Raw genomic sequence first — 24,549 nt, forward strand, 5'->3', positions numbered from 1 at the left:
GTGGGAGTATTAGACCTCGAATCGCTTTCGCTTTTCGCGGCGAACTCCCGCTTTCCAACGAAGAAAGACTCTACTGGAGATTTTGGGCTGCGTCCAATCGGGATGAAACCGTCCGCCTGGCGAGACTTTACTTCGCCCGGTGTGTCCGCGCAGGTGAGCACCGTAATGGCGGCACCGGCACTTCAGGGCGCTGGCTGGATGTGTGGGCACGCACCGGACCCTAATGACGACGACGGCGCCACCCCGGCAGGCAGCTCAAGCTCGCCGCCATGTTCCCTGAAGCGGGTCGCCCGCTCCCTGCGCGCAGTTTGCGCCTGATGCCTTCTGGGGATGCATTGGTAACTACGCACAACCCCTGGCAGGAGTCGGTGGCATCCTGAAAGACCGTCCACCTCCGGCACCGGTGACCAGTTTGGAGTAAGGAGAAATCTGGGCTAGCATCTTTAGACGTTGCGGTTCTGGAAACGAGATGCCGCAACAGTGGGGCGATTGGCGCAGTGGTAGCGCGCTTCGTTCACACCGAAGAGGTCACTGGTTCGAACCCAGTATCGCCCACAGCAAGTCCAGGTCAGAGACCCTTTCGGGGGTCTCTTTCCATTTCTGGACTATTCGGGTAACAAACCCCGTTTATGTCGTCGTTTGACCAGGGTGCGTCTGGCCTCCCATCCGCTAAGCGTGGACCGGAAAGCGCAGAGTGAGTATTCATTCTCGTTCTCGCCGTAGCCGTCGAGGACCGGCGCAAAGGTCAAGCAGTGCCCCGGCGGGCCACCGCTACTAGGGCCGTTCGGTCGATGATCTTCACGCGGGGACGTCCCTGTGACGCGCCGAGCGTCCGCTCGTGCTTCTCAATGGTCAACCAGCCCTGTCGATCGACGGAGTCCACCGGCAGTTCCGAGATCCGTTGCGTGAGGGCGGCACGGTCACCGGAGGGAACGGGCAGGACGCCGTCAAGCAGGTCCTGAACCAAGGCATCCACGGTCTCAGCGGCGCACCGCTTGTTGGTGCCGATCACACCCGAGGCGCCACGTTTGGCCCATCCCGTGACGTACACGCCTGATACGGGGTCGCCGCGGCGATCGTCGAGGATGCGTCCGCTGGAATGAGGGAAGCGGCTCCGGCTGTCATCAAACGGGACGCCCGGAACCGGTGCACTTCGGAATCCCACCGCGCGGATTACCAGGGATGTCGCCAGCTCGCTGGTGTCGTCGGTCGCGACTGCCTGCAACTGCTGGTTCTCGTCTGCCACCAGCTCGTTGCGAACAAGTTCGATACCGGTCACGGAATCCTCGCCGATTATCCTGATTGGTGAGGTTAGATGCCGTAGAACGAGTTTCTTCGTGGCGCCCGCTGCAGTGCCGGATGCTGCGTATTCAGCAGCCACCTGATGCTTCAATTCAACAGCGAAGCTACCCTCAGCGGGGACGGACGACACGCCCTCAACAACAACCTCGACCCCTTTCACCCGGGCCAGGGCCATCAATTCCGGCGTGGTGTAGGAGGCTTGGGCAACTCCGCGGCGTCCGATCACAACAACTTCGGTGATCGAGCTGGTGCGGAGTGTGTTCAAGGCCCGGTCGGAGATATCGCTGTGAGCCAGCGTCTCGGGATCGGTAAGCAGTATCCGAGCAACGTCAAGGGCGACGTTGCCGTTGCCCACGACGACCGCCCGGCTGCCAGTGAGGTCGAACGTGCGGTCGGCAAAATCCGGATGGCCGTTATACCAGGCGACAAAGTCAATGGCCGCCACGCTCCCGGGCAAATCGTCGCCCGGCACCCCGAGCGTGCGATCCTGCATGGCACCGGTGGCGTAAATAACTGCGTGATGATGGTTCATCAGCTCTTCGTGGCTGAGGTCCTTGCCGATCTCAACATTCAAATGGAAGGCGAAGCCCGGGCGAGAGGCGATTCGGCGGAAAACCTCACTGATCTCCTTAGTCTCCCAATGGTCCGGGGCCACTCCGGCCCGAGCGAGTCCCCACGGGGTGGGAAGACGATCGAACATCTCGATCTCCACACCAGGCACGCGGGCCATGAGCTCAGCGGCGGCGAAGGTTCCCGCCGGGCCGGAGCCCACGATGGCTACTCGCCACGAAACCTCGCCGCGCGGCACGGATATCGGGGCGGCAGCCTGTGCGAGTCCTTCGGTGATCGGGTGTCGTTCGAAGTATGCGGCGTTGATGTCCGCGTAGCGATCGAGCGGCTCCGGCAGCTCTTCCGCGGGATAGATCGCCCCTACCGGACACACATCCATGCACGCGCCGCAATCGATGCAGCTCTTTGGGTCGATATAGAGCATCTCCGAGGTCAGGAAATCCGGATCTCCCGGAGTGGGCCGGATGCAGGAGACCGGGCATACCGGGATGCACGAGGCGTCGTTGCAGCAGGACTGTGTAATGACGAATGACATGGCACTCCGAAGGTCATCTTCTGGCCAACCGGCGGCGCGGTAGCTTGGCAGGAGAATGGTTGAGTTGGAAATAACAGATGAAGGTGGCAGCGGTGGCAGGGTGGGCGTGACTCGATTCGCCGGTTACCTGAGGCAGGCTCAGGACCAGGCCTTGCGGACGAAGGACGCGATCTCGGTCACCCCCTCCTTGGCCTGCGGCAGGAAGTCACTGAACAAAGTCCAGGCGTGACAGGTATCGGGATAGATTGACAGCGTGTGTTCGCCGCCGGCCTCTTGTACCTTCGCCGCGATTCTCACAGCGTCGTCAAGCAGCGTTTCCGTGCTGCTGGCCAACAGCAGCAGCGGCGGAAGGTCATGCAACGGTGCAAACACCGGCGAGGCCAACGGCATCTTTCTGTCCCGGCGGCCGAGGTAGCTGGCGGCCAGCATAGGCAGGGACTGGGGCCGGATGACTGGGTCAGTGGCTTCGTTTACATTCATGCTGTTCCCGGACGCGGTGAAGTCGGCCAGGGGGGAGACAGCCACGGCTGCCGCCGGCCGCGGTCGGCCTCGCTCACGCAGAGCGACAAGCACGGCCAGGGTCAGTCCGCCGCCAGCGGAGTCCCCCGCGACCGCTAACCGCTCGGCACCGAGGTCTGCGATCAGTGCTTCCACAACCCGGACAGCGTCCTCGAGCGCTGCGGGAAACGGGTGCTCGGGGGCGAGCCGGTAGTCCGGCACGACGACGGCAGCTCCCAGGGCCCGTGAGACGGCCGCGGCAGTCCGGGTATACCCCTGCGGGCTGCCCATGACGTAACCGCCGCCGTGGAACCAGACGAGAACCTTGTCGTCCACCGCACCGGCGCTCACGCGCAGGCATCCGACGCCCCCAAGGGTGACCGGGGAGGCCTCGACGTCGGAATCCAGATGAGACCGGGTCATCATTGAGTCCAGATTCTCACGCAGTTGCCTGAGGGAGATTGTCCCGTCACCGAACACTGCGGCGAACTCATTCGTGGCTCGCTCCAGGGAGTCCGCACGAACAACGCTCACTCCCAACCCCCGGCCAATGCGCGCAGACGCGGCGGCAGGTCCGGAATGGTGAGCACCGGCGGCAGGGACGTGTGGGTTCCGAACGATCGGTCGTGATACGTCAGGGGTGGCACGGCATCGCTGGCGAGGGCGACCACCTGCCCGAAAATGACGATGCGGTCAGCGATCGTGACGGTTTCCAGAACCTCTGCGGCGATCCAGTGCGCAACACCGGCAAGACGTGGGACGCCGTGGTCAACTGACCAGGTGGCGCCGAAAAACTTGTCTGGACCCTTGCGTGCAAACTGGCCGGCGAGCTTGGCCTGCTGACTGGCCAGCACGTTCATCCCGAAGCGGTCACTGGCCAGGATCAGGGACAGGAGATCAGAATTCTGGTCCAGTGACACCAGCACCGAAGGCGGAGACATGGAAAGCGACGCGAATGCACTCACTGTTGTGCCGTGCGGGCGGCCGTGGTCCATGGCGGTAATCACCGAGACCGGAGTGCAGACCGCAGCCATGGCGTTTCGGAACTGGACGGCCAGTGCGTCAGGTGCTTGTGTCGACATGTTCGACAGCCTTTCTGTTTCATGCGTTCTGTACCGCGTGAGCCGCTGCCAAGCGGGAGAAGTGGAAGCGCGGGCGGGCCCGGACCTCGCGGAGGGAACCGGGCACGTCTGGGCCTTAGTGCGTGAGGCCCTTGGCCACGAAAGCGCCGATTTCTTCCGCGGCGTCGCGGCCCTCCGGAAGAATCTGGGCGAACAACGGCCACACATGGCACATGTCGTCGTATTCAGACACGGTTGCGAGACCGCCGGCTTCGACGATCTTGGCGGCAGCGCGGCGTGCATCGTCGCGCAGCACCTCCTTCGAACCCACCAGGAACAAAGCGGGCGGCAGATCATGGAGCTCGGCAAAGAGAGGGGAACCGATCGGGTCCGCCGGATCGGCGCCCTGCAGGTACGCAGCCGTGATGTTGCCAATCGATCCCTGCGACACTGCGATGTCGATTCCGTTGAACTCATTCATCGAGCCGCCGCCATTGGCTGTGAGATCGAGGAGCGCAGAGACAAAGACCGCGGCGGCCGGCTGTGTTTCATCCCGGTCGCGGAGTTGCGCCAACGCCGAGAGGGTCAAACCGCCGCCGGCGGAGTCACCGCCCACGGCCACGTTTTCAGCACCGTACTGTGCCACGGCAGCCCGGATCGCGGCTACGGCATCATCGTTTGCCGCCGGAAACGGGTTCTCCGGCGCCTTTCGAAAATCCACCATGACCGTGGTCACCCCGGAAGCCGCGGAGAAGCTGTTGCCGAGGTCCTGGAAACCATGTGCGCTGCCCATAATGTTTCCGCCGCCGTGGCACCAAACCAGGACCTTGTCGGCGCTTGCGCCGTCGGCACGGATCACGCGTACCGGGACACCGCCGAGCTCCCTTTCGCTGACTTCGGTGCTGGAAGGGAGTGTGAACTGCAGGAACAAGTTATCGTAAGCGGCTCGGAGGTCTTCCACCGTTGCCGTCTCGGGGTCGGGAAAACCGTCCAGATACATCTTTTCAGCGCGGTTGAGTGCTTCACTCCTGGCCATGGCGTACTCCTCGGTTGAAAGCTTTGGGTCGGCGCAGATTCGCCGGATAATGTGATGTACATTACAGAATGAGTACTAACATTGGAATGGCAATCCAATGATTTTCCCAGAATAAATTTGCCGGTTGTCAGAATGAGCTTTACGTAGCACTATCTGAATCGACGCTGTCGTGGCACAGCCACCGCCATCCTCCCGCGGCCGGCCCGGCCGGGAGGCGAACTCCTACACCACTCACCGGAGGTCCTCCGCCATGACCGTTACCCAGCCCAGCCCAATCTCGGAGCGGGACTTCCCGCGGGACGCCCTGGAGCGTTTGATGAATCCCTCAACGGTTGTGATCGTCGGTTTAAGCGACTCTTCAGCCACCGCACCCTTCGTTCGGCGCACCTTGGGCAGCGGCGCAGCAGTCCATTTTGTGCACCCGAAGGCGGAGACAGTGCTGGGTCGGATCCCGTACCGCTCAATCCGCGACATCGACGGCCCCATCGATGCGGTGCTCTCGCTGATGTCTGCCGAGCGGACTGTCGCACTGGCCGAAGAATGCGCGGGTCTCGATGTGGGGGGCATGGTCGTGTACGCGGCTGGATTTTCGGAACTTGGGGATAATGGTGCCGCGCTGCAGTCCCGGCTGGTGGCTGCAGCCGACAGCGGCGGCATGGCCCTGGTCGGCCCAAACAGCCTGGGCTACATCAGCGTCCCGCGCAGCCTCAACCTCACCGCCTCGGCTGACTACCGCCCGCAGCCGGGCGGAATCTCAGTAATTTCGCACAGCGGAGCGATGATCGGGGGAGTGGCCATAGAGGCCAACCGGCGCACAGGGGTGGGGATCTCCCGGCTCATCTCGGCAGGCAACGAGGCAGTGACGGACATTGCCGACTTCTTGGACTTTCTAGTCGACGATGACGAGACCGTGTCCATCGGCCTCGTTGTCGAGGGGCTGCGCCGCCCGGAAAAGTTCTTCGCCGCGGCCCGCAGGGCGCGGGCCGCCGGCAAACCGGTGGTCGTGCTCAAGCTGGGCCGCAGTAACCGCACCCAGCAAATGGCAGCATCGCACACCGGCGCACTGGCTGGGGACTCCTGGGCCTATGACGTCGCCTGTGCGCAGGCAGGGATCCAGCTGGCCCACGACATCGAAGAAATGGTCGACCGATTGTCACTCGTCTCGCAGATCGCTCCGGCGAAGTGGGCCGACGTCCGGAATATCGCTGTCGTCGCCGGAACAGGCGGATTCGCTTCGCTCGGTTACGACCTGGCCGAGGCGGAGGGGCTAACCTTGCCGCCGCTGGACGACCTGGCCGAATGGGTCCGCGAGACCATTCCCGGGATTAACATCACCAATCCGCTGGACACGACCGGGTTCGGCGCAACCTTCTGGGCCGACATCGTGGAAAAGTACGTCGGCCACCCGGATTTGGACGCCGTGCTGTTTGTGAACATGTGGGGTGAGGGTGACGACTCGCCAGTTTATCGCCGGCTCATTGATGACTGTGCCCGTGCTGCCCGACGCCACGGCAAGCCAGTGGCCATTGCGGCTGGAGCAGGCCCTGTGGGCCGGTACGCCGGCGAATCGCTCGGCGTCGACGGTTTCACAGCCATTGGGCAGGGGTTGCGGGGAACGCTGAGAGGTTTGAAAACCATGGGCTCCTTTGTTCGCGACCGAGAGCGGGACCTTACCCCGGCTGCACCGGTGGAGCGGATACCGGCGCCTGCGGGTCCGTACCCGCAGACGAAGGATGGACGCTCCTTCCTGCCCTTCTCCACGGCCGCAGCCCTGCTCCAGCAGCACGGCGTCCCGATGTCGCAGTACAGCGTCGTCGCTCCTGACGAGGGGATCACTGTCGACTTCGAAGGTCCTTACGCCGTGAAGCTTGCCGACGTGCCGCACCGCACGGAGATGGGCGCCGTAGCGCTGAACGTAACGCGTGCAGGGCTGGAGGAAGCGGTCGCCCGGATGCGAGCCATCGCCGCCGACCACGGCACGAGTGAGGTGGTGGTCATCCAGCCAATGACCACCGCCCGAGGTGAGCTGTTGCTCGGCATCGAGGGTGGGAGCGAGCTCGGCCCGATGGTGGCCCTGGGGATCGGCGGCATTCTGGTTGAGCTGCTCGGGCGGGTCGGAGGCCGCCCAGCACCGCTGACCCGTGCAGATGCGCACTCGCTGATTGAGGAGTTTCGCGATCTCAAGCTGATGCACGGCTACCGAGCTGCGCAGCCCTGGCACCTGGAGCAGTTGGCGGACTTGCTGGTCGGGCTGGGACGGCTGGCAGCCGCCGGCCGCGATTGGATCGACTCCTTCGACATCAATCCGCTGCTGGTGACCGACACCGGACTCGTCGCCGTCGACGCGCTCTGCCTCATCCGCAGCTGACCGCCGCACCAGCAGACGGGCCGGGGAAGGGGGCAGGTCGGCCTGTGCCGAGGCAACGATCCGCTGCGGCAGCGACGCGCACCGCCAACAACCTAGGGACTGCTGCCAGGCCTGCCGCGGCGCTTGCCCTCGAAGGCCTTACCAGGGCTGCGGACGGAAGAGGCGCAGCTATCGGCGGGGTTCCCGGCGGAGTGCACCCGGGACGGCGTCCACTCTTATCGGGCCACGATTCCGGCCAGACGCAGGGCTCCTCAAAGTCATGGTCTTTAAGGAGCCCTGCCGCTGGAGGCCGCGGACCACTCAGAATGCAGTTTCGTCGAGCTCCATGGCCGTGAGACTGGCAGCAACGCCTGCCTGCGCGATGGTCATTGGAAGGAACTCATGGACAAAGAAGCGAGCCGCTGCGATCTTCCCCTGGTAGAAGGCGCGGTCGGCGATGGAGATTTCCGTGGACAGGGCCTCCAAGGCAATCGAGGCGCTTCGGAGCAACAGCCAAGCGACCAGAACGTCACCGAGCACGTAGAGCAGGCGGGTGGCAGCCAGCCCGACCTTGTACACGTCGCCGGCTGTCACGTCGTCGATCATCTGCCCGACCAGTGCCCTGAGTGCGGCAGCGGCTTCAGCAAGCCGGGCGCGCTCAGTGCCCAGATCGTCCGAACCGGACTCGCTAAAGCGCGTGATCTCCGCGAGGAGGTGTTCCAGTACGGCACCCCTGTCTCGCGCGATCTTGCGGAAGAAAAGATCCTGCGCCTGTATCGCCGTCGTACCTTCATAGACCGTGTCGATCTTGGCGTCCCGTACATACTGTTCCAGGGGGTAGTCCTGCAGGTAGCCCGAGCCGCCGAACGTCTGCAATGACTCGGTGCCCAGCGTCGTCCAGGACCGCTCGGAGCCATAGCCCTTCACCACCGGCAGCAGCAGGTCGTTAACTGCCCGGGCCAGGGTTGCATCCTCGCCGGCGGTGGTCGCCAAAGCGATCTCGTCCTGCCATGACGCCGTGTAGAGCACCAGTGAGCGCATTCCCTCGGCGTAAGCCTTCTGAGTGAGCAGGGAGCGGCGAACGTCAGGGTGGTTAATGATTGTCACCTTGGGCGCAGCAGGATCGGCCGAACTTTTCAGGTCCGACCCCTGTACCCGCAGCTTCGCGAACTCGAGGGCGTTTAGGTACCCCGTCGATAGAGTGGCGATGGCCTTGGTGCCCACCATCATTCGCGCGTCTTCGATGACGTCGAACATCTGGGCGATGCCGGAGTGCACCTCGCCCAGCAGCCAGCCACGCGCGGGGATGTCGGCTCCAAGAGTCATCTCGCAGGTTGCGGAGACGTTGACGCCCATCTTCTTTTCGACGCCGGTCACGAAGACCCCGTTGCGCTCGCCGGTTAGTTCACCGGACTCAAGATCGAAGTGGTGCTCAGGCACGAGGAAGAGACTGAGACCCTTGGTGCCTGGTCCGCCTGCCCCTTCGACACCCGCGGGACGTGCCAGCACGAGGTGCACTATGTTTTCGGTCAGGTTGAACCCGCCTGAGGTGATGAACCGTTTGGTGCCGGTAATATTCCACGTTCCGTCGTCATTGGGCGTGGCGCGGGTACGGCCGGCACCCACGTCCGACCCGGCATCGGGCTCGGTCAGCATCATGGTGTTGCCCCACCGGTTCTCCACGATATGCATAGCGATCGTCCGGTCCCGCTCAGTGCCGTGCTTGTAGATCACCCGCGTAGCGGTTGGGAACCCAAGATAAGTCCACAGGGTGGGGTTGGAGCCCAGCACGAATTCGCCAAGCGCCCAGTTCAAGGAGCTGGGGGCTGCGGTGCCGCCGAGATCAGTGTGGGTGCGCAAGCGCCACCACTCCGCGTCCAACCAGCTCTTGTAAGAGGCGGCATAGGCCTCCGGCAGTGTTACCGTGTGCGTTTTGGGATCAAAGACGACGGCTGCGCGGTCGGCGATCGCGAACGAAGCGGCCAATTCCTCCCGCGCCATACGGTCCACCTCCCGCAGGGCCTCCCGGGCGGACTCTCCGTCGATCTCCCCGAAGGGTGGCAGGCCCAGGACGCGGTCCCTGCCGAGCAGCTCGAACAGGTTGAACTCCACGTCACGAAGGTTGGACTTGTAGTGGCCCATCAGGGGTACCTCTCAGGTTAGGGTGTGAAACGGCGTGGTCCCCGGGCAGCGGTTGTCACGGCATCCGGGCCCGAAGGGCGAGAGGCCTGCGACGTCCGCCGACCGGGGCAGACTGGCCTTGTCACGCGTTGGCTGCCGCAGCGTACTCCGGCAGCAGCACCCCGGCAGCATCGACCAGCATCTTCGGGTCGACCAGGAGATGCTGGGTGGCGACCTGCATGTCGCGGCTGTAGCGGCCGAGCTCACTGGTTGATCCGATGGACTTGCTGCCACCCCAGCGATGCGCGAATGCCACAATGTCGGCCGCCACCTCGTGCGACCATGCCAGCATCTGCGAAGCGCGGGCGACCATCTCCGCCGTGATCGGCTCGCCCGCCTCGACAGCACCCTCCGCCTGCTCGACCACGGAGTAGACGTACAGGCGGGCCGCCTGCAGGGCCGCCTCCTTGCGTGCGAAATCGATGCGGAAGAAGTCGGCCTCACCCACAGGAACGGTATAGTTGGGTCGCATTTTGCCGGCTGTCAACGCAGCGAGTAGTTCGAGTGCCCGGGCCGCGATGCCAAGCGCGATCGGTGCGTGCGGCAGACCACCGGCGAACTCGTTGCCAAACTTGTACATGGTCTCCGGGCGGGTCGCCACGCCGCCGAAGGTCGGGGTGGTGTGGTCGAACGGGACGAAGACTTTGTCGACCCGGTAGTCATGGCTGCCGGTACCGGCCAGTCCCCAGGTGTCCCAGTTCCCCTTGAGATCGACCTTGGCCTTGGGCATCAGGGCGATGCGGGCCTGGACCTGGCCGTTCTCGCCCAGGATCGGGGCGCCCGTCTCGTCGGCGACATAAAAACCCGCCCCAATCCAGGTGGCGTGATCCGACCCCGAAGCGAAGGAGTAGTCACCGTCGATGACGAATCCGCCCTCGACCTGGGTGCCGGGGTGGCGTGGAAGCAGTTGGCCGGCCACGATGAACGGATCTTCCCCGCTCATCATTTCCTGCAGAGTCTCGGGCTGCAGGTAGCCCACCACGCCGGAGGTGCCCCACTCGCTGGCCATCCAGGCCCATCCCACCGAAGCATCGGCCTTGGTCATTTCCTCGAACACGCGCATGCCTTCGCTGGGGAGCAGGCCACCGCCGCCCAGGGCCTCAGGGACCAGCATGCCGTGCAGCCCGGCCTGGGCTATCGCATCGACCACAGGCTTCGTGATGGTGCGGCCGGCTTCGATCTCGGCGGCCTGCTCGCGGATCAGCGGCGTGAGCTTGCGGACGCGGGCCAGGTAGTCGGCGGTCTTGCTGTTGTTCTGCGTCATGTGAGTGCCTTTCATCGAGATTCTTCGGCAGTTACATCTCCCGCACGGTGGGATGCAACTGGTTTTCGGGAAGGGATTGTGTGGCGCGGACGGATGCGTTAAATCAACCCCTATGTGAGCAAAGTAACAGAACCGGGATTAATGTCAAGGGATCAAAACCAGCTAACTACGGCTATTGACGAGTACATTTGCCATAGCTACCGTTAACACCGCGTCCGACCCAGCGGATCGAAAAGGAAGAGGGACACCATGCATGCTGCACCCTGAAGCGCCTGCAGCCGTTCTCGACTCCGATGCCGGGTACCTCTGCTTCCATGAGCCGCACCGCACCGTGCCGAGCGGATGGCTGCCGCGGAGCAGCAGCTAGTTCTCATCCTTGATCTTTGACGCCACCGCCCAGGAGGACCGACCAATGACTCATCCACACACCGTCTTACCGAATCCCGCCCTCGACCCGTCGACGCTGGACAGGGCTTTGGCTAACGCCCACATCGGATCGCTGTTGCCGATCCTTCGCCAGCTGACAGGGGAGACCAGGTGGCTTGCGGAGCCCTTCGTACCGGATCCCACGAGAGCCTTCGAAGAACTCAACGACGGTGGCCTGCCCGCAGACGTGCAGGCGGAGGTCAGATCAGCCGCTTCAGCGGCCATCTTAGACTGGCACCGGGGCAAGCCGGCGGCTCTCCCCGACCCGGGCAGTGAGGACCTGTCCGCCATGATGAGCGCCGCCATGGGAGAGCCGATCGGCGAGGAATTCTCCGGCGTCGTAGCAGAGCAGCTCGGTTTCGCCGCGTATCAGCCGACAGACCTGTCCGCGGCCATCGCAGCCACGCGCCCGGAACTGAGAGTTGTCATCGTCGGGGCGGGCGTCTCCGGGCTCATCGCAGCCATCAACCTGAAGAAGGCAGGCATCCCCTACCTCATGCTCGACCGCAACGAGCGGGTGGGGGGAACATGGGCCGAGAACCGCTATCCGGGTGCGAGAGTGGACATCCCCAGTGATCTGTATTCGTTCTCGTTCCGTCCCAAGAATTGGACTGAGTACTTTTCCCAGCGTGACGAGATCTTCGAGTATGTGCGTGACGTGGCCGCTGAATGCGGCGTGCTGGACGGGATACTCTTCGGTCACACAGTGGAGGCGGCGACCTGGCGGGAGGAAAACCAGCACTGGGTCGTACGCTTCGCCGAGCCCGACGGCGGGCTTCACGAGGTTGCTGCCACGGCGCTCATCACTGCTGCGGGCCTGCACAGCCTGCCGAATATACCGCACTTCGACGGCGAGGAGTCCTTCTTGGGCCGGATACTGCACTCGGCCATCTGGCCGGACGACGTGGACCTGAGCGGGCAGAAGGTGGCGGTGGTGGGCAGCGGTGCCAGCGCCATGCAGCTGGTCGTCGCGGTCGCGGATGAGGTGAAGGCGTTGAGCGTGCTGCAGCGCCAGCCCCAATGGGTGGCGCCCAACGACTACTACTTCCAGAAAACCGACGCCTCCAAGCACTGGCTCTACGACAATGTGCCGTTCTACCGGGAATGGTTCCGGTTCCGTCTCTATTGGCTGTACACCGAGCGCACCTTCGCCGCGCTCCCGGTGGACCCCCAGCGTGCAGAGAAGGGCAAGCAGGTGAGCTCGCTCAACGACGCCTACCGCAAGATGTTCAACACGTACATCGGTGCCCAGCTCGACGGTGACGCGGACCTCATCGCCAAGACCACGCCGGCGTTTCCCCCGTTCGGCAAGCGCCTGCTCATCGACAACGGCTGGTACCGCACCCTGCGCCGTGACAACGTGGAGCTCCTGGTCGACTCAATCGCCCGGCTGACACCTACCGGCCTGGTCACTGCCAACGGTGAGGAGCGTGAGATCGATGTGCTTGCGCTGTGCACGGGATTCCAGCAGCAGCGCTTCCTGTTTCCCCTGCAGATCATTGGCCGCGACGGGGTGAGCCTGATGGACGTGTGGGGTGAGGACGATCCGAAAGCCTACCTGGGCCTCGCGACACCGGGCTTTCCCAACCTGTTTTTTCTGTACGGACCCAACACAAACCCGCCGGGTGGATCATGGATCACAGTCGCCGAGGCCCAGGTACGTTACGTGGTCGAGCAGATAACCCGCCTGGTGACTGAGGACCTGGGCTCGCTGGACGTGAAGCCCGAGGTTGAGGCGGCGTACACCGCCGAACTCGACAGCGCGAACAACGCGATGGTGTACGCAATGGAAGGGGTCTCCAGCTATTACCGGAACTCGGCCGGACGAGTGGTGACCAACAGTCCATGGCCGGTGGCCGAGTACTGGCGCCGCACCGCCCATCCCGATCCTGAGGACTTCACGGCAACGGCACGCTCCGAGACCCGCCTCGTGCAGGAACAGGTGTAACCGGCGCTCCGGATTCCCCTGCTCCACTCCCGGGCAAACGGATCAAAAGGGCAGCGCCCGGCGCATCCCGGCAGAGATCTGGTCCCGGATATCGGTGCTGGAGAACTCGGCCACCGCGGCGACCGTGGCGGCAAGGTCGGCGGCATCGCCGTCGGCATAGGTGGTTCGGAGCCTCTGCGCGACGTTCCGACGCCGCTGGACGAGGTCCTCAACCGGATCGCCGGAGCCCGGATCGTCAGCCGCCGGGACGTTTGCCCCGGGGGCGTCGGCCCCCGGGACGTCAGACTTTCTGACGCCGGACGCGGGCCCCGGGGTCGAGGGGTTGGCCCGGAGCCGGTCAGCCAGCTGATCGGTGAGTTCGCACGCATTCTGTACCTTGGCAGGGTCCCAGGCGGTGCGTCCGATGAGGTTGTCGATTTGCTCGATAATCATGCGCAGCTCCAGGCTGGCGGCCGGGTCGGTGACGGCCGGGCACACTCTCTCGGCCAGCGACGTGCGGACGGTCGTCAGCACTTGTGTCAGGTTGGTTGCATAGACGGTCATCAGAGGCCCCATTCACGATTGATCAACATGTGGTTTAGCCAGCTGAGGCTGAAGTACAGGCTGTGCGCCATATTCGAGTAGCGGACCTCGTTGCGCTCCCCGCGGGCGTAGATGTCGATCGCCTGCAGACAACCTGCTGCCGTCTTGGTGAGCGACTGCACGTTCCACCACGTCAGCGCTCGGGATGACGGCCGCCACCCGGCCACCGCCTCATAGGCGTCCAGGAACTGGTCCTCAGCGATCAGCTTGCACCACTGAGGCGACCGTCCACGTGAAGTGCGCTGGGCGAACCAGGCGATGTCTGCGACGGGGTCGGAGAAGTGGGCGGTCTCCCAGTCGAGCACGCCGGTGATCGAGTCCTCCCCGATCACCAGGTTGCCCACCCGGAAGTCGTTGTGCACCAGAGCCACCCGGGTGGAGACGTGATCCGCCCGGGCGTCAAGCCAGGCGAAAGCCAGGTCAAGAATTGGAATCCGGATGCGGGCGGTCTCATCGTAAACGGCCCGCCACCGGTCGTTCTCGATCCTGCCGACCTCCTTGCCGTCCGGCACTGTTCCGAGTGCCGGGATGTGCAACCCCCGCGGATCTGCAGTGTGCAGCCGGGCCATCTCGGCGGCAATGTCCCGGCCCAGCCGAAGCCGGGCATCGGGGTTGGGCACCATGACGGAGATCGTCGGTGGCATCGGGATGCGACCGGCCACCTTTTGCATCGCGAACCAGCCGCGTGAAGAGGGCGTTGGCAAGGCGTGGCTGACAACCCCCGGGACCCGCAGACCAATGCCGGCTGCGGCGTCCAGCAGCTGAACCTCGCGGGCCACGTCGTAGTCGCCCACAATGCCGCTGATCGGTTCCCGCTTCACTGCCCAGGTCTCCGAGGCCTCGCCGGAGGCCGAGGCCCAGGTCGCCGTGACGAGATAGGTCTCCCAGGAGTTCCCCTCGCCGCGTTGGTCGACGTCGGTCAGTCGGAGCGTTCCGTTGGCTGAGACGGCGGCGTCGAGCGCGCTGCGCAGTTCGTCCAGGAAGGCGTCCCGATCGTCACCGCCGGGTGCGGGTGCAGCATCGGCCGCTGCCATCATTCGATCCCGTTCCTCGAGGGCCGTCATCACGCCACCACCGCTCGGCCAACGAGGTCCTTCATGACCTCGTTGGCGCCGCCGTAGATCCGTTGGATCCGGGCGTCGCGCCACATCCGTGCAATGGGATATTCCTCCATGTACCCGTACCCCCCGAACAGCTGCAGACACCGGTCGAGCACATCCCATTGCAGGTCGGTCGCCTTATATTTCGCTCCGGCGGCGTCGTCGGCGGACAACGTGCCGGAATTCAGTTCGGTGATGCACCGGTCGATGTAGGACTGGATGATCTGGATGTCGGTGTGCATCTCGGCAACGTTCATGCGGATCGACTGCAGTGCTGCCAGGGGAGCCCCGAAGGCGACCCGTTCCTTGACATGGGTGAGCGTCAGCGACAGTGCGTGTGCTGCGGAGGCCACGCCGGCCACAGCCAGCGAGAGCCGTTCCCGGGGGAGGTTCACCACCGCGTGGCCGAATCCTCGTCCCGGATCCCCGATGATGTTGGACAACGGCACCCGGCAGTCCTGGAAGAACAGCTCTGCGGTGTCCTGGGCCTTGCGCCCGATCTTGCGCATCGGGCGGCCGCGATCGAACCCGGGTGTCCCGGCCTCGACGGCCACGAACGTTGTGCCCCGGCCGTCGCGCTCGCCGGTGCGTACGAGCACGATGGCCAGATCGCAGGTGGCACCAGAGGTGATGAAGGTTTTCGAGCCGTTGATCACCAGTTCGTCGCCGTCGCGCACACCCGACGTGCGGATCGCGGCCAGGTCGGAGCCGGCGCCGGGCTCAGTCATGCCGAGGGCGGTGACCAGGTCTCCGGCTGTGAACCGGGGAAGCCAGCGTTCCTGCTGCTCGGCGGTCGCAAGTTCACGCAGGTAAGGCACGATGATGTCGTTCTGCATGGTGAACGTATCGCCGGCCATGCCGGACGCGACCACTTCCTCGGTCATTACCGCGTTGTAGCGGAAATCCTCAATGCCCAGCCCGCCGACAGCAGGATCGAACTCGAAACCCAGGTATCCGTTAGCAGCTGCCGAGGTGATGAAGGTGCGGTCGGGAGTCCCGGCCGCCTCCCACTGGTCGATGTGGGGCGCCGCCTCGCGATCCAGGAAGGATCGGAACGAACTGCGGAAGGCTTCGTGCTCGCTCGTGTACAGAGTGCGTTTCATGCTCAGGCACCTGCTGCGCAGAGCTGGGAGGTGAGCGACGCCGGCGGGGTAAAGCGATCGCCGTGCTTCGCTGCAAGTTCTTGGGCGCGGGCCACAAACGCGCTGAGACCGCCCGGGTATCCGGCCACGAATTGGGCGGTGCCGCCGGTCCAGGTTGGAAATCCGATACCGAGCAATGAGCCGACGTTGGCATCGGCAGTGGTGCGCAGAATGCCGTCGTCGAAACACCGCACTGTCTCCAGTACTTCGGAGAAGAGCAGCCGGTCGCTCAGCTCCCTGAGTGACGGTTCGTCGCGGCCGGTGCCGGACAGGGGAAACTCTTCGGCCAGGCCGTCCCAGATCCCGGCGCGGGCCCCGTCCGCGTAGTCGTAGAACCCTGCCCCCGCAGCCCGGCCGGAGCGGCCGAGAGCCTGGACCATCCGGGTCAGGACGGCGTCGCCCGGATGATCGGGCAAGGGCGTCCCGGAGGCCTCGGCGACCTCACGGAACTGGCCCCGGATCTTGAGCGGGAGGCTCAATGTGAGTTCGTCCAGCAGGGCCAGGGTGCCAACCGGGTAGCCGGCCCGGGTCGAGGCCTGCTCGATCGAGTAGGGGGAAACACCATCGCCGACCATCGCGGCAGCCTCGACAAGCCGCTGCAGGATCACCCGGCTGGTGAAGAAGCCCCGTCCGTCACCCACGACGATCGGTGTCTTGCGCATTTGGCGGGCGACGTCGAAGGCCTTGGCCAGGGTAGCGTCAGAGGTCTTGTCGCCCACGATGATCTCGACCAGGTCCATCCGCTCGACCGGAGAGAAGAAGTGCAGCCCGATGAAGTCCTCCGGGCGTGGCACGCCCCCGGCCAGGTCCGTGACCGGCAGCGTCGAGGTGTTCGAGCCCAGGAGAGCGTCGGGTGCCACCACCTCGAGCACCTCGGCAAAGACCTTCTTCTTGAGTTCAGGGTCTTCGAAAACAGCCTCGATCACCAGGTCAGCGCCGGTCAGGTCGGCGACATCGGCCGTCGGGGTGATCAGTGCCAAGATCTCGTCGGCGGACTCCCGGGAGCGCTGCCCGCGCTGCACTTGCTTGCCCAGCACCTTGGCTGAGTAGGCCTTGCCGCGTTCCGCGGCTGCCTGGTCGACATCCTTGAGGGCCACCCGCATCCCCGCCAACGCACAGGCCACCGCGATGCCGGCTCCCATCATTCCGGCGCCCAGCACCGCGGCGAACTCGGCTGTGTGCTTGTCGAACCCTTCGGGGCGTGATGCGCCGGCTGCAATCTGCTGACGGTCGAAGAACGTGCCGGTGATGATGTTCTTGGAGACCGGTCCGGTAGCCAGATCAACGAAGTAGCGCGTCTCGATGAGCGCGGCGGTGTTGAAGTCCACCTGCGTACCCTCGACGGCTGCCGCCAAAATGCTCTCGCGTGCGGGGTTGGGAGATCCCTTGGCAGCAGCGGTCAGAGCTGCAGCCCGCAGCGGCAGCGCCGCCTCTACAGCGGGGCTGTAAGCGGTGCCGCCGGGGATCGGGGCGCCGTTGTCCCATGGCTGCTTCGCGTGGGGATTGGCCTCGATCCAGGCCACTGCTGCGTCGACGAGCTGTTCGGGGGCGGCGACGAGCTCGTCCACCAGTCCGAGGTCGCGGGCCTGCGCCGCGGTGAAGGCCGTACCGGGCAGCAGTACCTTGTCCAGGGCCGCCTCCAGCCCGAGCAGTCGCACGGTGCGCACGACGCCGCCCCCGCCGGGCAGGAGACCCAGGGTCACTTCGGGCAGCCCGATCCGCAGGGCCGGCGAGTCCACGGCGATACGGTGGTGAGCGGCCAAGGCGATCTCCAGGCCGCCTCCCAGGGCCGTCCCTGCCAGCGCGGCGACCACCGGAACGCCGAGGGTCTCCAGCCGGCGGAGATTTGCCTTGGTGCTTTCGACGAAGGAGATGAGGTTCTCGGCTGTTTCCGGCGTTGCCGCCAGCAGGTCATGCAGGTCACCGCCTGCAAAGAAGGTTTTCTTGGCGCTGGTCAGCACAACGCCCCTGGGCGGCGCTGCGGTCAGCTGTGTGAGGGCTGCGTCAAAAGAGGCCGCCCACGCGGCGTTCATGGTGTTGACCGACTGGTCCGGGTCGTCAAAGGTGAGCACGACGACGCCGTTGGCGAGCTCGCTGCGGGTGATGGTGTTGTTCATGTCTACGGCTCCTGATGCGGGGACGGCTCGGATGGTCAGACGCGCTCGACGATGGTGGCGATTCCCATGCCGCCGCCGACGCAGAGGGTGACGAGGGCTCGGCGCTGGCCGCGTCGTTCGAGCTCGTCGATGACAGTGGAGATGAGCATCGCACCCGTGGCACCCAGCGGATGACCCATCGCGATGGCGCCGCCGTTGACGTTGGTCTTCTCGTGCGGGATGCCGAGATCCTTCATGAACCGCATTGCTACCGAGCTGAAGGCCTCGTTGATCTCGAACAAGTCGATGTCGTCGACGTTCAGACCAGCCACGGCAAGCGCTTTGCGGCATGCCGGAGCGGGGCCGGTGAGCATGATGGTGGGGTCGGATCCCGAGACGGCGCCTGCCACAATTCGTGCGCGGGGTGTGAGGCCGAGATCCTGGCCTGCTTGCTCGTTGCCCAGTGCCACCAGTGCGGCGCCGTCAACAATGCCGGAAGCGTTGCCTCCGGTGTGGACGTGGTCAATCTTCGGCACCCAGTGGTACTTGTTCAGTGCCACCGCGTCGAAGCCGGCGGCGCCGAGCCCCGCAAAGGCCGGCTTGAGCGTGCCGAGGGTCTCCACAGTAGTGCCGGTCCGGATGTGCTCGTCGCGGTCGAGGACAATCGTGCCGTTGCGGTCCTTGACCGGAACGACCGAGCTGTCGAAGCGACCTTCTGCCCAGGCCTGCGAAGCCCTGCGCTGCGACTCCGCAGCATAGGCATCCACGGCCTCGCGGGTGAATCCTTCCAGGGTCGCGATGAGGTCCGCGCCGATGCCCTGCGGAACGAACCCGGTGGTGAGGTTGGTCTCCGGGTCGTTGGCCCAGGCGCCGCCGTCGGCCGACATCGGGACCCGTGACATGGACTCCACACCGCCGGCGAGGACGAGTGACTCCCACCCTGAAGCGATTTTCTGTGCCGAGGTGTTGACCGCCTCGAGCCCCGAGGCACAGAAGCGGTTCATCTGCACGCCCGCCACGGTGTCGGGCAGGCCGGCTGCGAGGGCCGCGATGCGGGCGATGTCGGCTCCCTGGTCACGCAGCGGGGAGACAACCCCGAGCACGAGATCGTCGATCCGGGCCGGATCGAGTGTCGGGTTGCGTTCGCGAAGAGCGTCGATCAGGCCGGTCACCAGGGATATCGGCTTGACGCTGTTCAGAGCGCCGCCCCGGCCCTTGCCGCGGGGGGTTCGGATGGCGTCGTAGACGTAGACGTCGTGCGGCATGTCAGTTTCCTTTGTCCGGGGTGGTGATCAGTGGGGTAGGTGTCAGGTCGGCGCGTGTGACTGCCGGCAGGGGTCGCGCAGCTTCTGCTGGTGGAGCTTGCCGTCCGGAAGACATGTGGGGGCCTTTCGCTCGGATACAGTCAGCGGATCGGCCGCAGGAACTCGGCCACGCCCCAGCCCCCGACGCCGCCTGCGAGGTCATAGGTCATCTGGGCTATGCGGACTGCGCGGTCCTCTGTACGTTGGGTGACCGGGACGAAGTGCCGGATGGACCCGTCGGCCACAATGGTCGGAAGGCCCTCGGCTTGGATGACCGCGACATGGCGGCCGGTGTAAATGGCCTCACCGGCGTAGTCGGTGAGCATCTTGAAATCGGTCACCCTGTGCGCCACGCCGTCCGGTGTCAGCACTGCACCGGCACTCACGCGGATGCCCGAGGCGAGGTACTCCCCGTAGGCGCTGAAGGCGGTTCCGTCGGCGAGCCAGCCCGCGCTCCATTCCCCGGTGTACGAGGCCCATTCGCGGGGCCCCCACGAGTGATCGCGAAATGACGTGACCTTCTCCAGCGTCCAGGTGCGGTCGCCGACCCGGATAGTCCCCGAGAGATGGCCGAACTGCTCGTAGTGATCGGTGGCGATGGTCGACTCGCCGGGGGTGCAGTCGCCGTCGGAATTGGTGACGAACAGGGGGCTGGTCGCGGTGTACGTGAGCTCGATGTCGCACTCCTCGGCGGGAGCGTTCTTGAGAGCGATCCGGCCGTGCTCGGCCATCATCGACGGATGGGTGATGCGGGCGACAGAGTTGCGGTACCTGATCGTGGCCGTGCGCGTGGGCTCGGTGATGATGAATTCCAGACCCTGCCCGGAGAAGCCGTCGTTGGTCGTGCTCTCCACGCGTCCGGCGCGGAAGGCGATGGCGCCTCCGGGCAGCGTCAGCTGTACCGAGATCTCCGTATACCCGTTGGTGGGCCGGTTTCCGATACGGACCAGACCTCCCAGCTGGGAGACCGGGTCGACGAAGTTGAAGTACATCGACTCGTTGAAGTTCCTGATGCCGCCAAACGCATGGGTGCTCTCGGCGTCGGCGCCGTATTTGCAGACGGTGAACGGTTCGGCGGGCATCATCGCTCCTGGTAGTGGGAAGTGCTGGGGGCCTGTACTAAGCGGAGTGATCAAAATCTGGCGGCGGCAGTGGGATCGAGCGGCGGAAACACCGGGGGCCTGCGTTCCAGGAAGGAATTGATCCCCTCATGGGCGTCCGCGGAGTCCACCCGGCTGGCATAGGTGCGCGACTCGTCGGCCGCGGCGGCCGCCGGATGGGAGTGCAGCCACTGGCTGGCAAGCAGTCGCCGGGTCAGCGCCACCGAGGTGGGGGAGGTGTCATGCACAAACTGAGCTGCGTAGCTATGGGCCGCGGCGAGTACCTGATCGGGCGCGACCACCTGGGTCGCGAAGCCGGACTGCAGAGCCTCATCGGCGTCGAAGACCCGGCCTGACAACAGCCAGTCGGTGGCGCGTCCCAGACCGACGAGCCGGGGCAGGAACCAGGAAGAGGCGCCCTCGGGAACCACTCCGCGGCGGGTAAACACGAACCCGAACTTGGCGGCAGAGCTGACGATCCGGACGTCCATGCCGGCCGCGATGGTGGCGCCGCCGCCGATGGCGTGGCCGTTAATGGCCGCGATGACGGGTTTCTGCATGGCGACGAGGCGCTCCGAGATGCGGCCGGCCGGCTCGCGATACCCGGTGGGCGTGTGACCGGCGACGTCTTCGTCCAGCGCCTTGGTCAGGGTCTCCGGACCGTCGAGGGCGGCACCCACCGAGAACGCACTGCCCGCGCCGGTCACGATCACTGCCCGGACCGCGGGGTCCCGGTCAGCGCGGTTGAGAGCGATCAGGACGTTCTCGAGCATCGCGACGCGCATTCCGTTGAGCCGGTCAGGCGCGTCCAAGGTGATCGTGGCGACGCCGCCGGTGACCGCATAGGTCACATCCATGTACTCGCGCTGTTTCATTATTTCCTCGGGGCTCTCGGTGAAGCTCATGTCAGAGGCCTCCGCCGCAGACCAGGACCTGACCGGTGACGTAGTTGGACTCCGGCGTGCACAGCAGGTACACCGCGCCGGCTGCCTCGTCGACAGACCCGGCGCGTCCCAGGGCGATCTGCTTGGTGGCGGCGTCAAAGACCTCCGGGTTGACACCGACCGGCAGGACCCGGCCCTCGACCTCGATGGTCCGGGCCTCGGTGGTGACCGAGGTGAGCCGGGTGCTGATTACTCCGAAGGCAACGGCATTGGAGGTTACGTTGTAGCGGCCCCACTCCTTGGCAATGGTCTTGGTTAGGCCGATCATGCCGGCCTTGGCAGCTGAGTAGTTGGCCTGGCCGGCGTTGCCCAGCAGGCCGGAGGTGGAGGAGATGTTGACCACCTTGCGGCAGGGCACGGGGCCTCCGGCGGCCCTTTCTGCCTTGGCAGCGGCGCTGATCACCGGCTGGGCGGCCCGAAGGATGCGAAACGGTGCGGTGAGGTGGACGTCCATAATGTCGGCCCACTGCTGATCGGACATCTTCTGGATGATGTTGTCCCAGGTGTAGCCCGCATTGTTCACGATGATGTCGATGCCGCCGAAGTTGTCAACCGCCGTGGATACGAAACGATCAGCGAACTCGGGGTCGGTGACGCTGCCGATGCAGGCCACGGCCTGGCCGCCGAGAGCCTCGATCTCGGCTACGACTTCCTTAGCGGGCTCAGCGTCCAGATCGTTCACCACGACCCTGGCGCCCTCGGACGCCAGCTTCACGGCAACGGCACGACCGATGCCTCGGCCCGAACCGGAGATCAGGGCTACCTTGCCCTGCAGCTTTGCAACGCTCATGTCGTGTCCTCCTAGTGGTGCCGCGCCAAGGGGGACCTGGCGCGTTTGGCACGGTTGTTTGTGACTGACATCACTTTAGTGAATAGTAACTTCAGTTTAGAACGTGGTCAATGACTAGTTTTCAGCAGAAAACTGGGGTTATTGTTAATCACCACTTTGAATGATGTCCCTGATTAGCAAATCATCTACCAGTAACGAGAGGGCAGGCCACATGCGTAACGTCTGCATTAGCGGCGTCGGAATGATGCCGTTCACCAAACCCGGCGCCAGCGAAACCTATGACCGCATGGGGTCACGCGCTGGACTGGCTGCGCTCAAGGACGCAGGGCTGGAGTATACCGACGTGCAGCAGGCCTACGTCGGTTACGTCTTCGGAGGCTCCACGTCCGGTCAGAACGCGCTGTATGAGATCGGCATGACCGGAATCCCTGTAGTTAACGTCAACAACAACTGCGCCACGGGCTCCACCGCTTTGTGGCTGGCTCGCCAGGCGGTCGCCTCGGGTGCGGCCGAGTGCGTGCTTGCCCTCGGTTTTGAACAGATGACACCGGGCGCCCTGGGCAACGCTTTCGCAGATCGCCCGAGCCCCACGGCACGCGGTGAGGCCGTCGCGGCCGCTCTGCCCGACGGCGACGCCAACGGTCCGATGGCACCGCAGCTCTTTGGAGGTGCCGGTCTGGCTTACATGGAAAAGTACGGTGTCAGCAACGAGCTGTTCGGGCGCGTCTCGGTGAAGGCCCGCACACATGCCGGCCGTAATCCCCTCGCCGTTTTCCGTGAGCAGATCACCCTGGACGATGTCATGGCCTCCAGGCCCATCTGGGGTCCTCTGACTCTGCTCATGTGCTGCCCGCCCACCAGCGGCGCTGCCGCAGCCATCGTCTGCAGCGAGGAGTTCGCGAAGTCGAAGGGCATCGATTCGTCCATTCGGCTGCGGGCGCAGTCTTTGGTCACGGACCTGGCGGGCACGTTCGACACCACGGACATGATGAGGGTTGTCGGCTACGACATGACGGTAAAGGCGTCGCGGGAGGTGTACGAGACGGCAGGAGTGGACCCGGTGGATATCCCGGTCGTGGAGCTGCATGACTGCTTCTCCACCAACGAAGTGATCACGTACGAAGGCCTGGGGCTGACCCCGGAGGGGACGGCTGAGAAGTTCGTGATGGACGGGGACAACACCTACGGCGGTCGGGTTGTCACCAACCCGTCCGGCGGGCTGCTGTCCAAGGGCCACCCTTTGGGCGCCACTGGCCTCGCTCAGTGCGCCGAGCTGGTGTGGCAGCTGCGCGGACAGGCCGGAGATCGGCAAGTCGAAGGTGCGAAGCTGGCGTTGCAGCACAATCTCGGACTCGGCGGCGCTGCCGTGGTCAGTCTCTACGAGAAGGTGGGCTAAGCATGGCTCTCGACCACGCCATCCTAGACGTCGCCACCGCGCTGATTGATGCCGACGTCGAACGGGGGAGGATTCGCCAGTTTGCACTTGCGATCGGCGAGACCAATCCGATTTATCGGGATCAGGCGGCAGCCCGGAGCGCGGGCCACCCCGATGTGCTGGCTCCGCCGACTTTCCTGTTCGGCTTGGAGCTCGAAAACTCCGTTGTGTTCGCCGACCTCGCCGCCCACGGCGTCGATCTTGCTTCCGTGCTTCACGGTGAACAGCGGTTTCGCTTGTTCGCTGACGTGCATGCCGGTGACCGCGTCCAGTTCCAGACGCGTTACGTGGACGCCTACAGCAAGGCTGGCGGATCTCTCGACTTCCTTGTTCGCCGGACGACAGTGACGCGCGATCGTACCGTGGTGGCTGAGCTTGAAAGTGTCACCGTCATCAAAAACCCCGCAGGAGGAGTGGCATGACCGCCGACAGCAAGGAACTCGCGCCCGGGACCCAGGTCGGTGAGCTCCGTCCCGGCGCCATCAGTCGGACCACACTGGCCCTCTTTGCCGGCGCATCGGGGGACCATAATCCGATTCACATCGATGTGGACTCGGCCCGGGCCGCTGGCATGGATGACGTGTTCGCGCACGGAATGCTGTCGATGGCATACTTGGGCAGGCTGCTCACCGACACCTTCCGGCAGGAGCACATCCGGGAGTTTTCGGCCCGGTTCACCGCCATCACTCCGGTGCTGGCGGAACCGGTGCTCCGGGCCGCCGTACGTGAGATCATCACCGTCAACGGCGAGCAGCGTGCTGTCCTGGACATTTCGGCAGTGCTGGCCGACGGTACGCAGACCCTGGCGGGCTCCGCGGTGGTGGCCTTGGGCTGAGGACTGGTGCCGCGCTGTGTGCGGAGCATCCAGCAAGTGAGTCCCGGTTCTGT

General features: G+C 64.8%; 19 protein-coding genes and 1 tRNA gene. 6 read left to right on the forward strand and 14 right to left on the reverse strand.

Annotated elements, in window-relative coordinates:
• Nucleotides 1-483 precede the first annotated feature (483 nt).
• Nucleotides 484-555, forward strand: a tRNA-Val gene (locus CXR03_RS07765).
• A gap of 190 nt (nucleotides 556-745) precedes the next feature.
• Here the strand turns inward: CXR03_RS07765 and CXR03_RS07770 are convergent.
• The 4 genes from CXR03_RS07770 to CXR03_RS07785 all read right to left on the reverse strand — a co-directional run bounded on the left by CXR03_RS07770 (nucleotide 746) and on the right by CXR03_RS07785 (nucleotide 5,002).
• Nucleotides 746-2,407 carry an FAD-dependent oxidoreductase gene (locus CXR03_RS07770; protein WP_104103162.1) on the reverse strand — a complete coding sequence of 554 codons (1,662 nt, stop codon included), beginning with the start codon at nucleotides 2,405-2,407 and terminating at the stop codon, nucleotides 746-748.
• A gap of 138 nt (nucleotides 2,408-2,545) precedes the next feature.
• Nucleotides 2,546-3,439 (reverse strand): alpha/beta hydrolase, encoded by an 894-nt coding sequence (locus CXR03_RS07775; RefSeq protein WP_219816210.1) that lies wholly within the window; start codon nucleotides 3,437-3,439, stop codon nucleotides 2,546-2,548.
• Nucleotides 3,436-3,987, reverse strand: coding sequence for a flavin reductase family protein (locus CXR03_RS07780; protein ID WP_104103165.1), 552 nt, complete (start codon nucleotides 3,985-3,987; stop codon nucleotides 3,436-3,438). Before CXR03_RS07780 ends, CXR03_RS07775 begins: the two co-directional genes overlap by 4 nt.
• Nucleotides 3,988-4,102: 115 nt before the next feature.
• The gene (locus CXR03_RS07785; protein ID WP_104103166.1) at nucleotides 4,103-5,002 is read right to left on the reverse strand and encodes an alpha/beta hydrolase; all 900 of its coding nucleotides are present in this window, start codon (nucleotides 5,000-5,002) and stop codon (nucleotides 4,103-4,105) included.
• Between the two features lie 250 nt (nucleotides 5,003-5,252).
• Here CXR03_RS07785 and CXR03_RS07790 point away from each other — a divergent pair, with 250 nt between their 5' ends.
• Nucleotides 5,253-7,370: an acetate--CoA ligase family protein gene (locus tag CXR03_RS07790; protein WP_104103168.1), complete on the forward strand. Its 2,118-nt coding sequence runs from the start codon at nucleotides 5,253-5,255 to the stop codon at nucleotides 7,368-7,370.
• Nucleotides 7,371-7,670: 300 nt separating this feature from the next.
• Here CXR03_RS07790 and CXR03_RS07795 read toward each other — a convergent pair whose 3' ends face one another.
• Together CXR03_RS07795 and CXR03_RS07800 are read right to left on the reverse strand one after the other, a co-directional pair.
• On the reverse strand, nucleotides 7,671-9,491 hold the full coding sequence (locus CXR03_RS07795) for an acyl-CoA dehydrogenase (protein ID WP_104103169.1): 1,821 nt from the start codon (nucleotides 9,489-9,491) through the stop codon (nucleotides 7,671-7,673).
• Between the two features lie 121 nt (nucleotides 9,492-9,612).
• Complete coding sequence (locus CXR03_RS07800) at nucleotides 9,613-10,794, reverse strand: acyl-CoA dehydrogenase family protein (protein WP_219816211.1); 1,182 nt, start codon at nucleotides 10,792-10,794, stop codon at nucleotides 9,613-9,615.
• Nucleotides 10,795-11,206: 412 nt separating this feature from the next.
• Here CXR03_RS07800 and CXR03_RS07805 point away from each other — a divergent pair, with 412 nt between their 5' ends.
• Entirely contained in the window at nucleotides 11,207-13,168 is a 1,962-nt protein-coding gene (locus CXR03_RS07805; protein ID WP_104103172.1) for an NAD(P)/FAD-dependent oxidoreductase, read from the forward strand.
• Between the two features lie 42 nt (nucleotides 13,169-13,210).
• Here the strand turns inward: CXR03_RS07805 and CXR03_RS07810 are convergent, their stop codons facing one another.
• From CXR03_RS07810 to CXR03_RS07845, 8 genes are all read right to left on the reverse strand, one after another.
• A complete protein-coding gene (locus CXR03_RS07810; RefSeq protein ID WP_104103174.1) occupies nucleotides 13,211-13,711 on the reverse strand; it encodes a hypothetical protein in 501 nt (166 codons plus the stop codon).
• Nucleotides 13,711-14,814 (reverse strand): phosphotransferase family protein, encoded by a 1,104-nt coding sequence (locus tag CXR03_RS07815; protein ID WP_104103175.1) that lies wholly within the window; start codon nucleotides 14,812-14,814, stop codon nucleotides 13,711-13,713. Before CXR03_RS07815 ends, CXR03_RS07810 begins: the two co-directional genes overlap by 1 nt.
• Entirely contained in the window at nucleotides 14,814-15,953 is a 1,140-nt protein-coding gene (locus CXR03_RS07820; RefSeq protein WP_104103177.1) for an acyl-CoA dehydrogenase family protein, read from the reverse strand. Before CXR03_RS07820 ends, CXR03_RS07815 begins: the two co-directional genes overlap by 1 nt.
• A 2-nt stretch (nucleotides 15,954-15,955) precedes the next feature.
• Nucleotides 15,956-18,109 carry a 3-hydroxyacyl-CoA dehydrogenase NAD-binding domain-containing protein gene (locus CXR03_RS07825; protein ID WP_104103178.1) on the reverse strand — a complete coding sequence of 718 codons (2,154 nt, stop codon included), beginning with the start codon at nucleotides 18,107-18,109 and terminating at the stop codon, nucleotides 15,956-15,958.
• Between the two features lie 35 nt (nucleotides 18,110-18,144).
• Nucleotides 18,145-19,353, reverse strand: a complete 1,209-nt coding sequence (locus CXR03_RS07830) for an acetyl-CoA C-acetyltransferase (protein ID WP_104103180.1) — start codon at nucleotides 19,351-19,353, stop codon at nucleotides 18,145-18,147.
• A 140-nt stretch (nucleotides 19,354-19,493) separates the two neighbouring features.
• Nucleotides 19,494-20,474: a hypothetical protein gene (locus CXR03_RS07835; protein WP_104103182.1), complete on the reverse strand. Its 981-nt coding sequence runs from the start codon at nucleotides 20,472-20,474 to the stop codon at nucleotides 19,494-19,496.
• Nucleotides 20,475-20,524: 50 nt separating this feature from the next.
• Nucleotides 20,525-21,397 carry an enoyl-CoA hydratase-related protein gene (locus CXR03_RS07840; RefSeq protein WP_104103183.1) on the reverse strand — a complete coding sequence of 291 codons (873 nt, stop codon included), beginning with the start codon at nucleotides 21,395-21,397 and terminating at the stop codon, nucleotides 20,525-20,527.
• 1 nt (nucleotide 21,398) lies between these two features.
• Nucleotides 21,399-22,226 carry an SDR family NAD(P)-dependent oxidoreductase gene (locus CXR03_RS07845; RefSeq protein WP_104103185.1) on the reverse strand — a complete coding sequence of 276 codons (828 nt, stop codon included), beginning with the start codon at nucleotides 22,224-22,226 and terminating at the stop codon, nucleotides 21,399-21,401.
• Nucleotides 22,227-22,437: 211 nt separating this feature from the next.
• Between CXR03_RS07845 and CXR03_RS07850 the strand changes: the two genes are divergently transcribed.
• Genes CXR03_RS07850 through CXR03_RS07860 form a run of 3 tightly spaced genes read left to right on the forward strand, consistent with a single transcriptional unit; the run spans nucleotide 22,438 to nucleotide 24,496 of the window.
• Nucleotides 22,438-23,622 (forward strand): lipid-transfer protein, encoded by a 1,185-nt coding sequence (locus tag CXR03_RS07850; RefSeq protein WP_104103186.1) that lies wholly within the window; start codon nucleotides 22,438-22,440, stop codon nucleotides 23,620-23,622.
• A 2-nt stretch (nucleotides 23,623-23,624) separates the two neighbouring features.
• A complete protein-coding gene (locus tag CXR03_RS07855; protein ID WP_104103187.1) occupies nucleotides 23,625-24,083 on the forward strand; it encodes a MaoC family dehydratase N-terminal domain-containing protein in 459 nt (152 codons plus the stop codon).
• A complete protein-coding gene (locus CXR03_RS07860; protein ID WP_104103188.1) occupies nucleotides 24,080-24,496 on the forward strand; it encodes a MaoC/PaaZ C-terminal domain-containing protein in 417 nt (138 codons plus the stop codon). The genes CXR03_RS07855 and CXR03_RS07860 overlap by 4 nt, the downstream gene beginning before the upstream one ends.
• Nucleotides 24,497-24,549 lie beyond the last annotated feature (53 nt).

It is taken from the genome of Arthrobacter sp. 08Y14 (assembly GCF_002929455.1).
Classification (GTDB): Bacteria; Actinomycetota; Actinomycetes; order Actinomycetales; family Micrococcaceae; genus Arthrobacter_B; species Arthrobacter_B sunyaminii.

What these genes read in the sequence shown, in the direction of transcription:
- CXR03_RS07800 (WP_219816211.1), bottom strand. Translation starts at nt 10,794, where the DNA reads ATGACGCAGAACAACAGCAAGACCGCCGACTACCTGGCCCGCGTCCGC.
- CXR03_RS07790 (WP_104103168.1), top strand. Translation starts at nt 5,253, where the DNA reads ATGACCGTTACCCAGCCCAGCCCAATCTCGGAGCGGGACTTCCCGCGG.
- CXR03_RS07820 (WP_104103177.1), bottom strand. Translation starts at nt 15,953, where the DNA reads ATGAAACGCACTCTGTACACGAGCGAGCACGAAGCCTTCCGCAGTTCG.
- CXR03_RS07815 (WP_104103175.1), bottom strand. Translation starts at nt 14,814, where the DNA reads ATGACGGCCCTCGAGGAACGGGATCGAATGATGGCAGCGGCCGATGCT.
- CXR03_RS07770 (WP_104103162.1), bottom strand. Translation starts at nt 2,407, where the DNA reads ATGTCATTCGTCATTACACAGTCCTGCTGCAACGACGCCTCGTGCATC.
- CXR03_RS07825 (WP_104103178.1), bottom strand. Translation starts at nt 18,109, where the DNA reads ATGAACAACACCATCACCCGCAGCGAGCTCGCCAACGGCGTCGTCGTG.
- CXR03_RS07805 (WP_104103172.1), top strand. Translation starts at nt 11,207, where the DNA reads ATGACTCATCCACACACCGTCTTACCGAATCCCGCCCTCGACCCGTCG.
- CXR03_RS07855 (WP_104103187.1), top strand. Translation starts at nt 23,625, where the DNA reads ATGGCTCTCGACCACGCCATCCTAGACGTCGCCACCGCGCTGATTGAT.
- CXR03_RS07850 (WP_104103186.1), top strand. Translation starts at nt 22,438, where the DNA reads ATGCGTAACGTCTGCATTAGCGGCGTCGGAATGATGCCGTTCACCAAA.
- CXR03_RS07780 (WP_104103165.1), bottom strand. Translation starts at nt 3,987, where the DNA reads ATGTCGACACAAGCACCTGACGCACTGGCCGTCCAGTTCCGAAACGCC.
- CXR03_RS07835 (WP_104103182.1), bottom strand. Translation starts at nt 20,474, where the DNA reads ATGCCCGCCGAACCGTTCACCGTCTGCAAATACGGCGCCGACGCCGAG.
- CXR03_RS07830 (WP_104103180.1), bottom strand. Translation starts at nt 19,353, where the DNA reads ATGCCGCACGACGTCTACGTCTACGACGCCATCCGAACCCCCCGCGGC.
- CXR03_RS07860 (WP_104103188.1), top strand. Translation starts at nt 24,080, where the DNA reads ATGACCGCCGACAGCAAGGAACTCGCGCCCGGGACCCAGGTCGGTGAG.
- CXR03_RS07845 (WP_104103185.1), bottom strand. Translation starts at nt 22,226, where the DNA reads ATGAGCGTTGCAAAGCTGCAGGGCAAGGTAGCCCTGATCTCCGGTTCG.
- CXR03_RS07840 (WP_104103183.1), bottom strand. Translation starts at nt 21,397, where the DNA reads ATGAGCTTCACCGAGAGCCCCGAGGAAATAATGAAACAGCGCGAGTAC.
- CXR03_RS07810 (WP_104103174.1), bottom strand. Translation starts at nt 13,711, where the DNA reads ATGACCGTCTATGCAACCAACCTGACACAAGTGCTGACGACCGTCCGC.
- CXR03_RS07785 (WP_104103166.1), bottom strand. Translation starts at nt 5,002, where the DNA reads ATGGCCAGGAGTGAAGCACTCAACCGCGCTGAAAAGATGTATCTGGAC.
- CXR03_RS07795 (WP_104103169.1), bottom strand. Translation starts at nt 9,491, where the DNA reads ATGGGCCACTACAAGTCCAACCTTCGTGACGTGGAGTTCAACCTGTTC.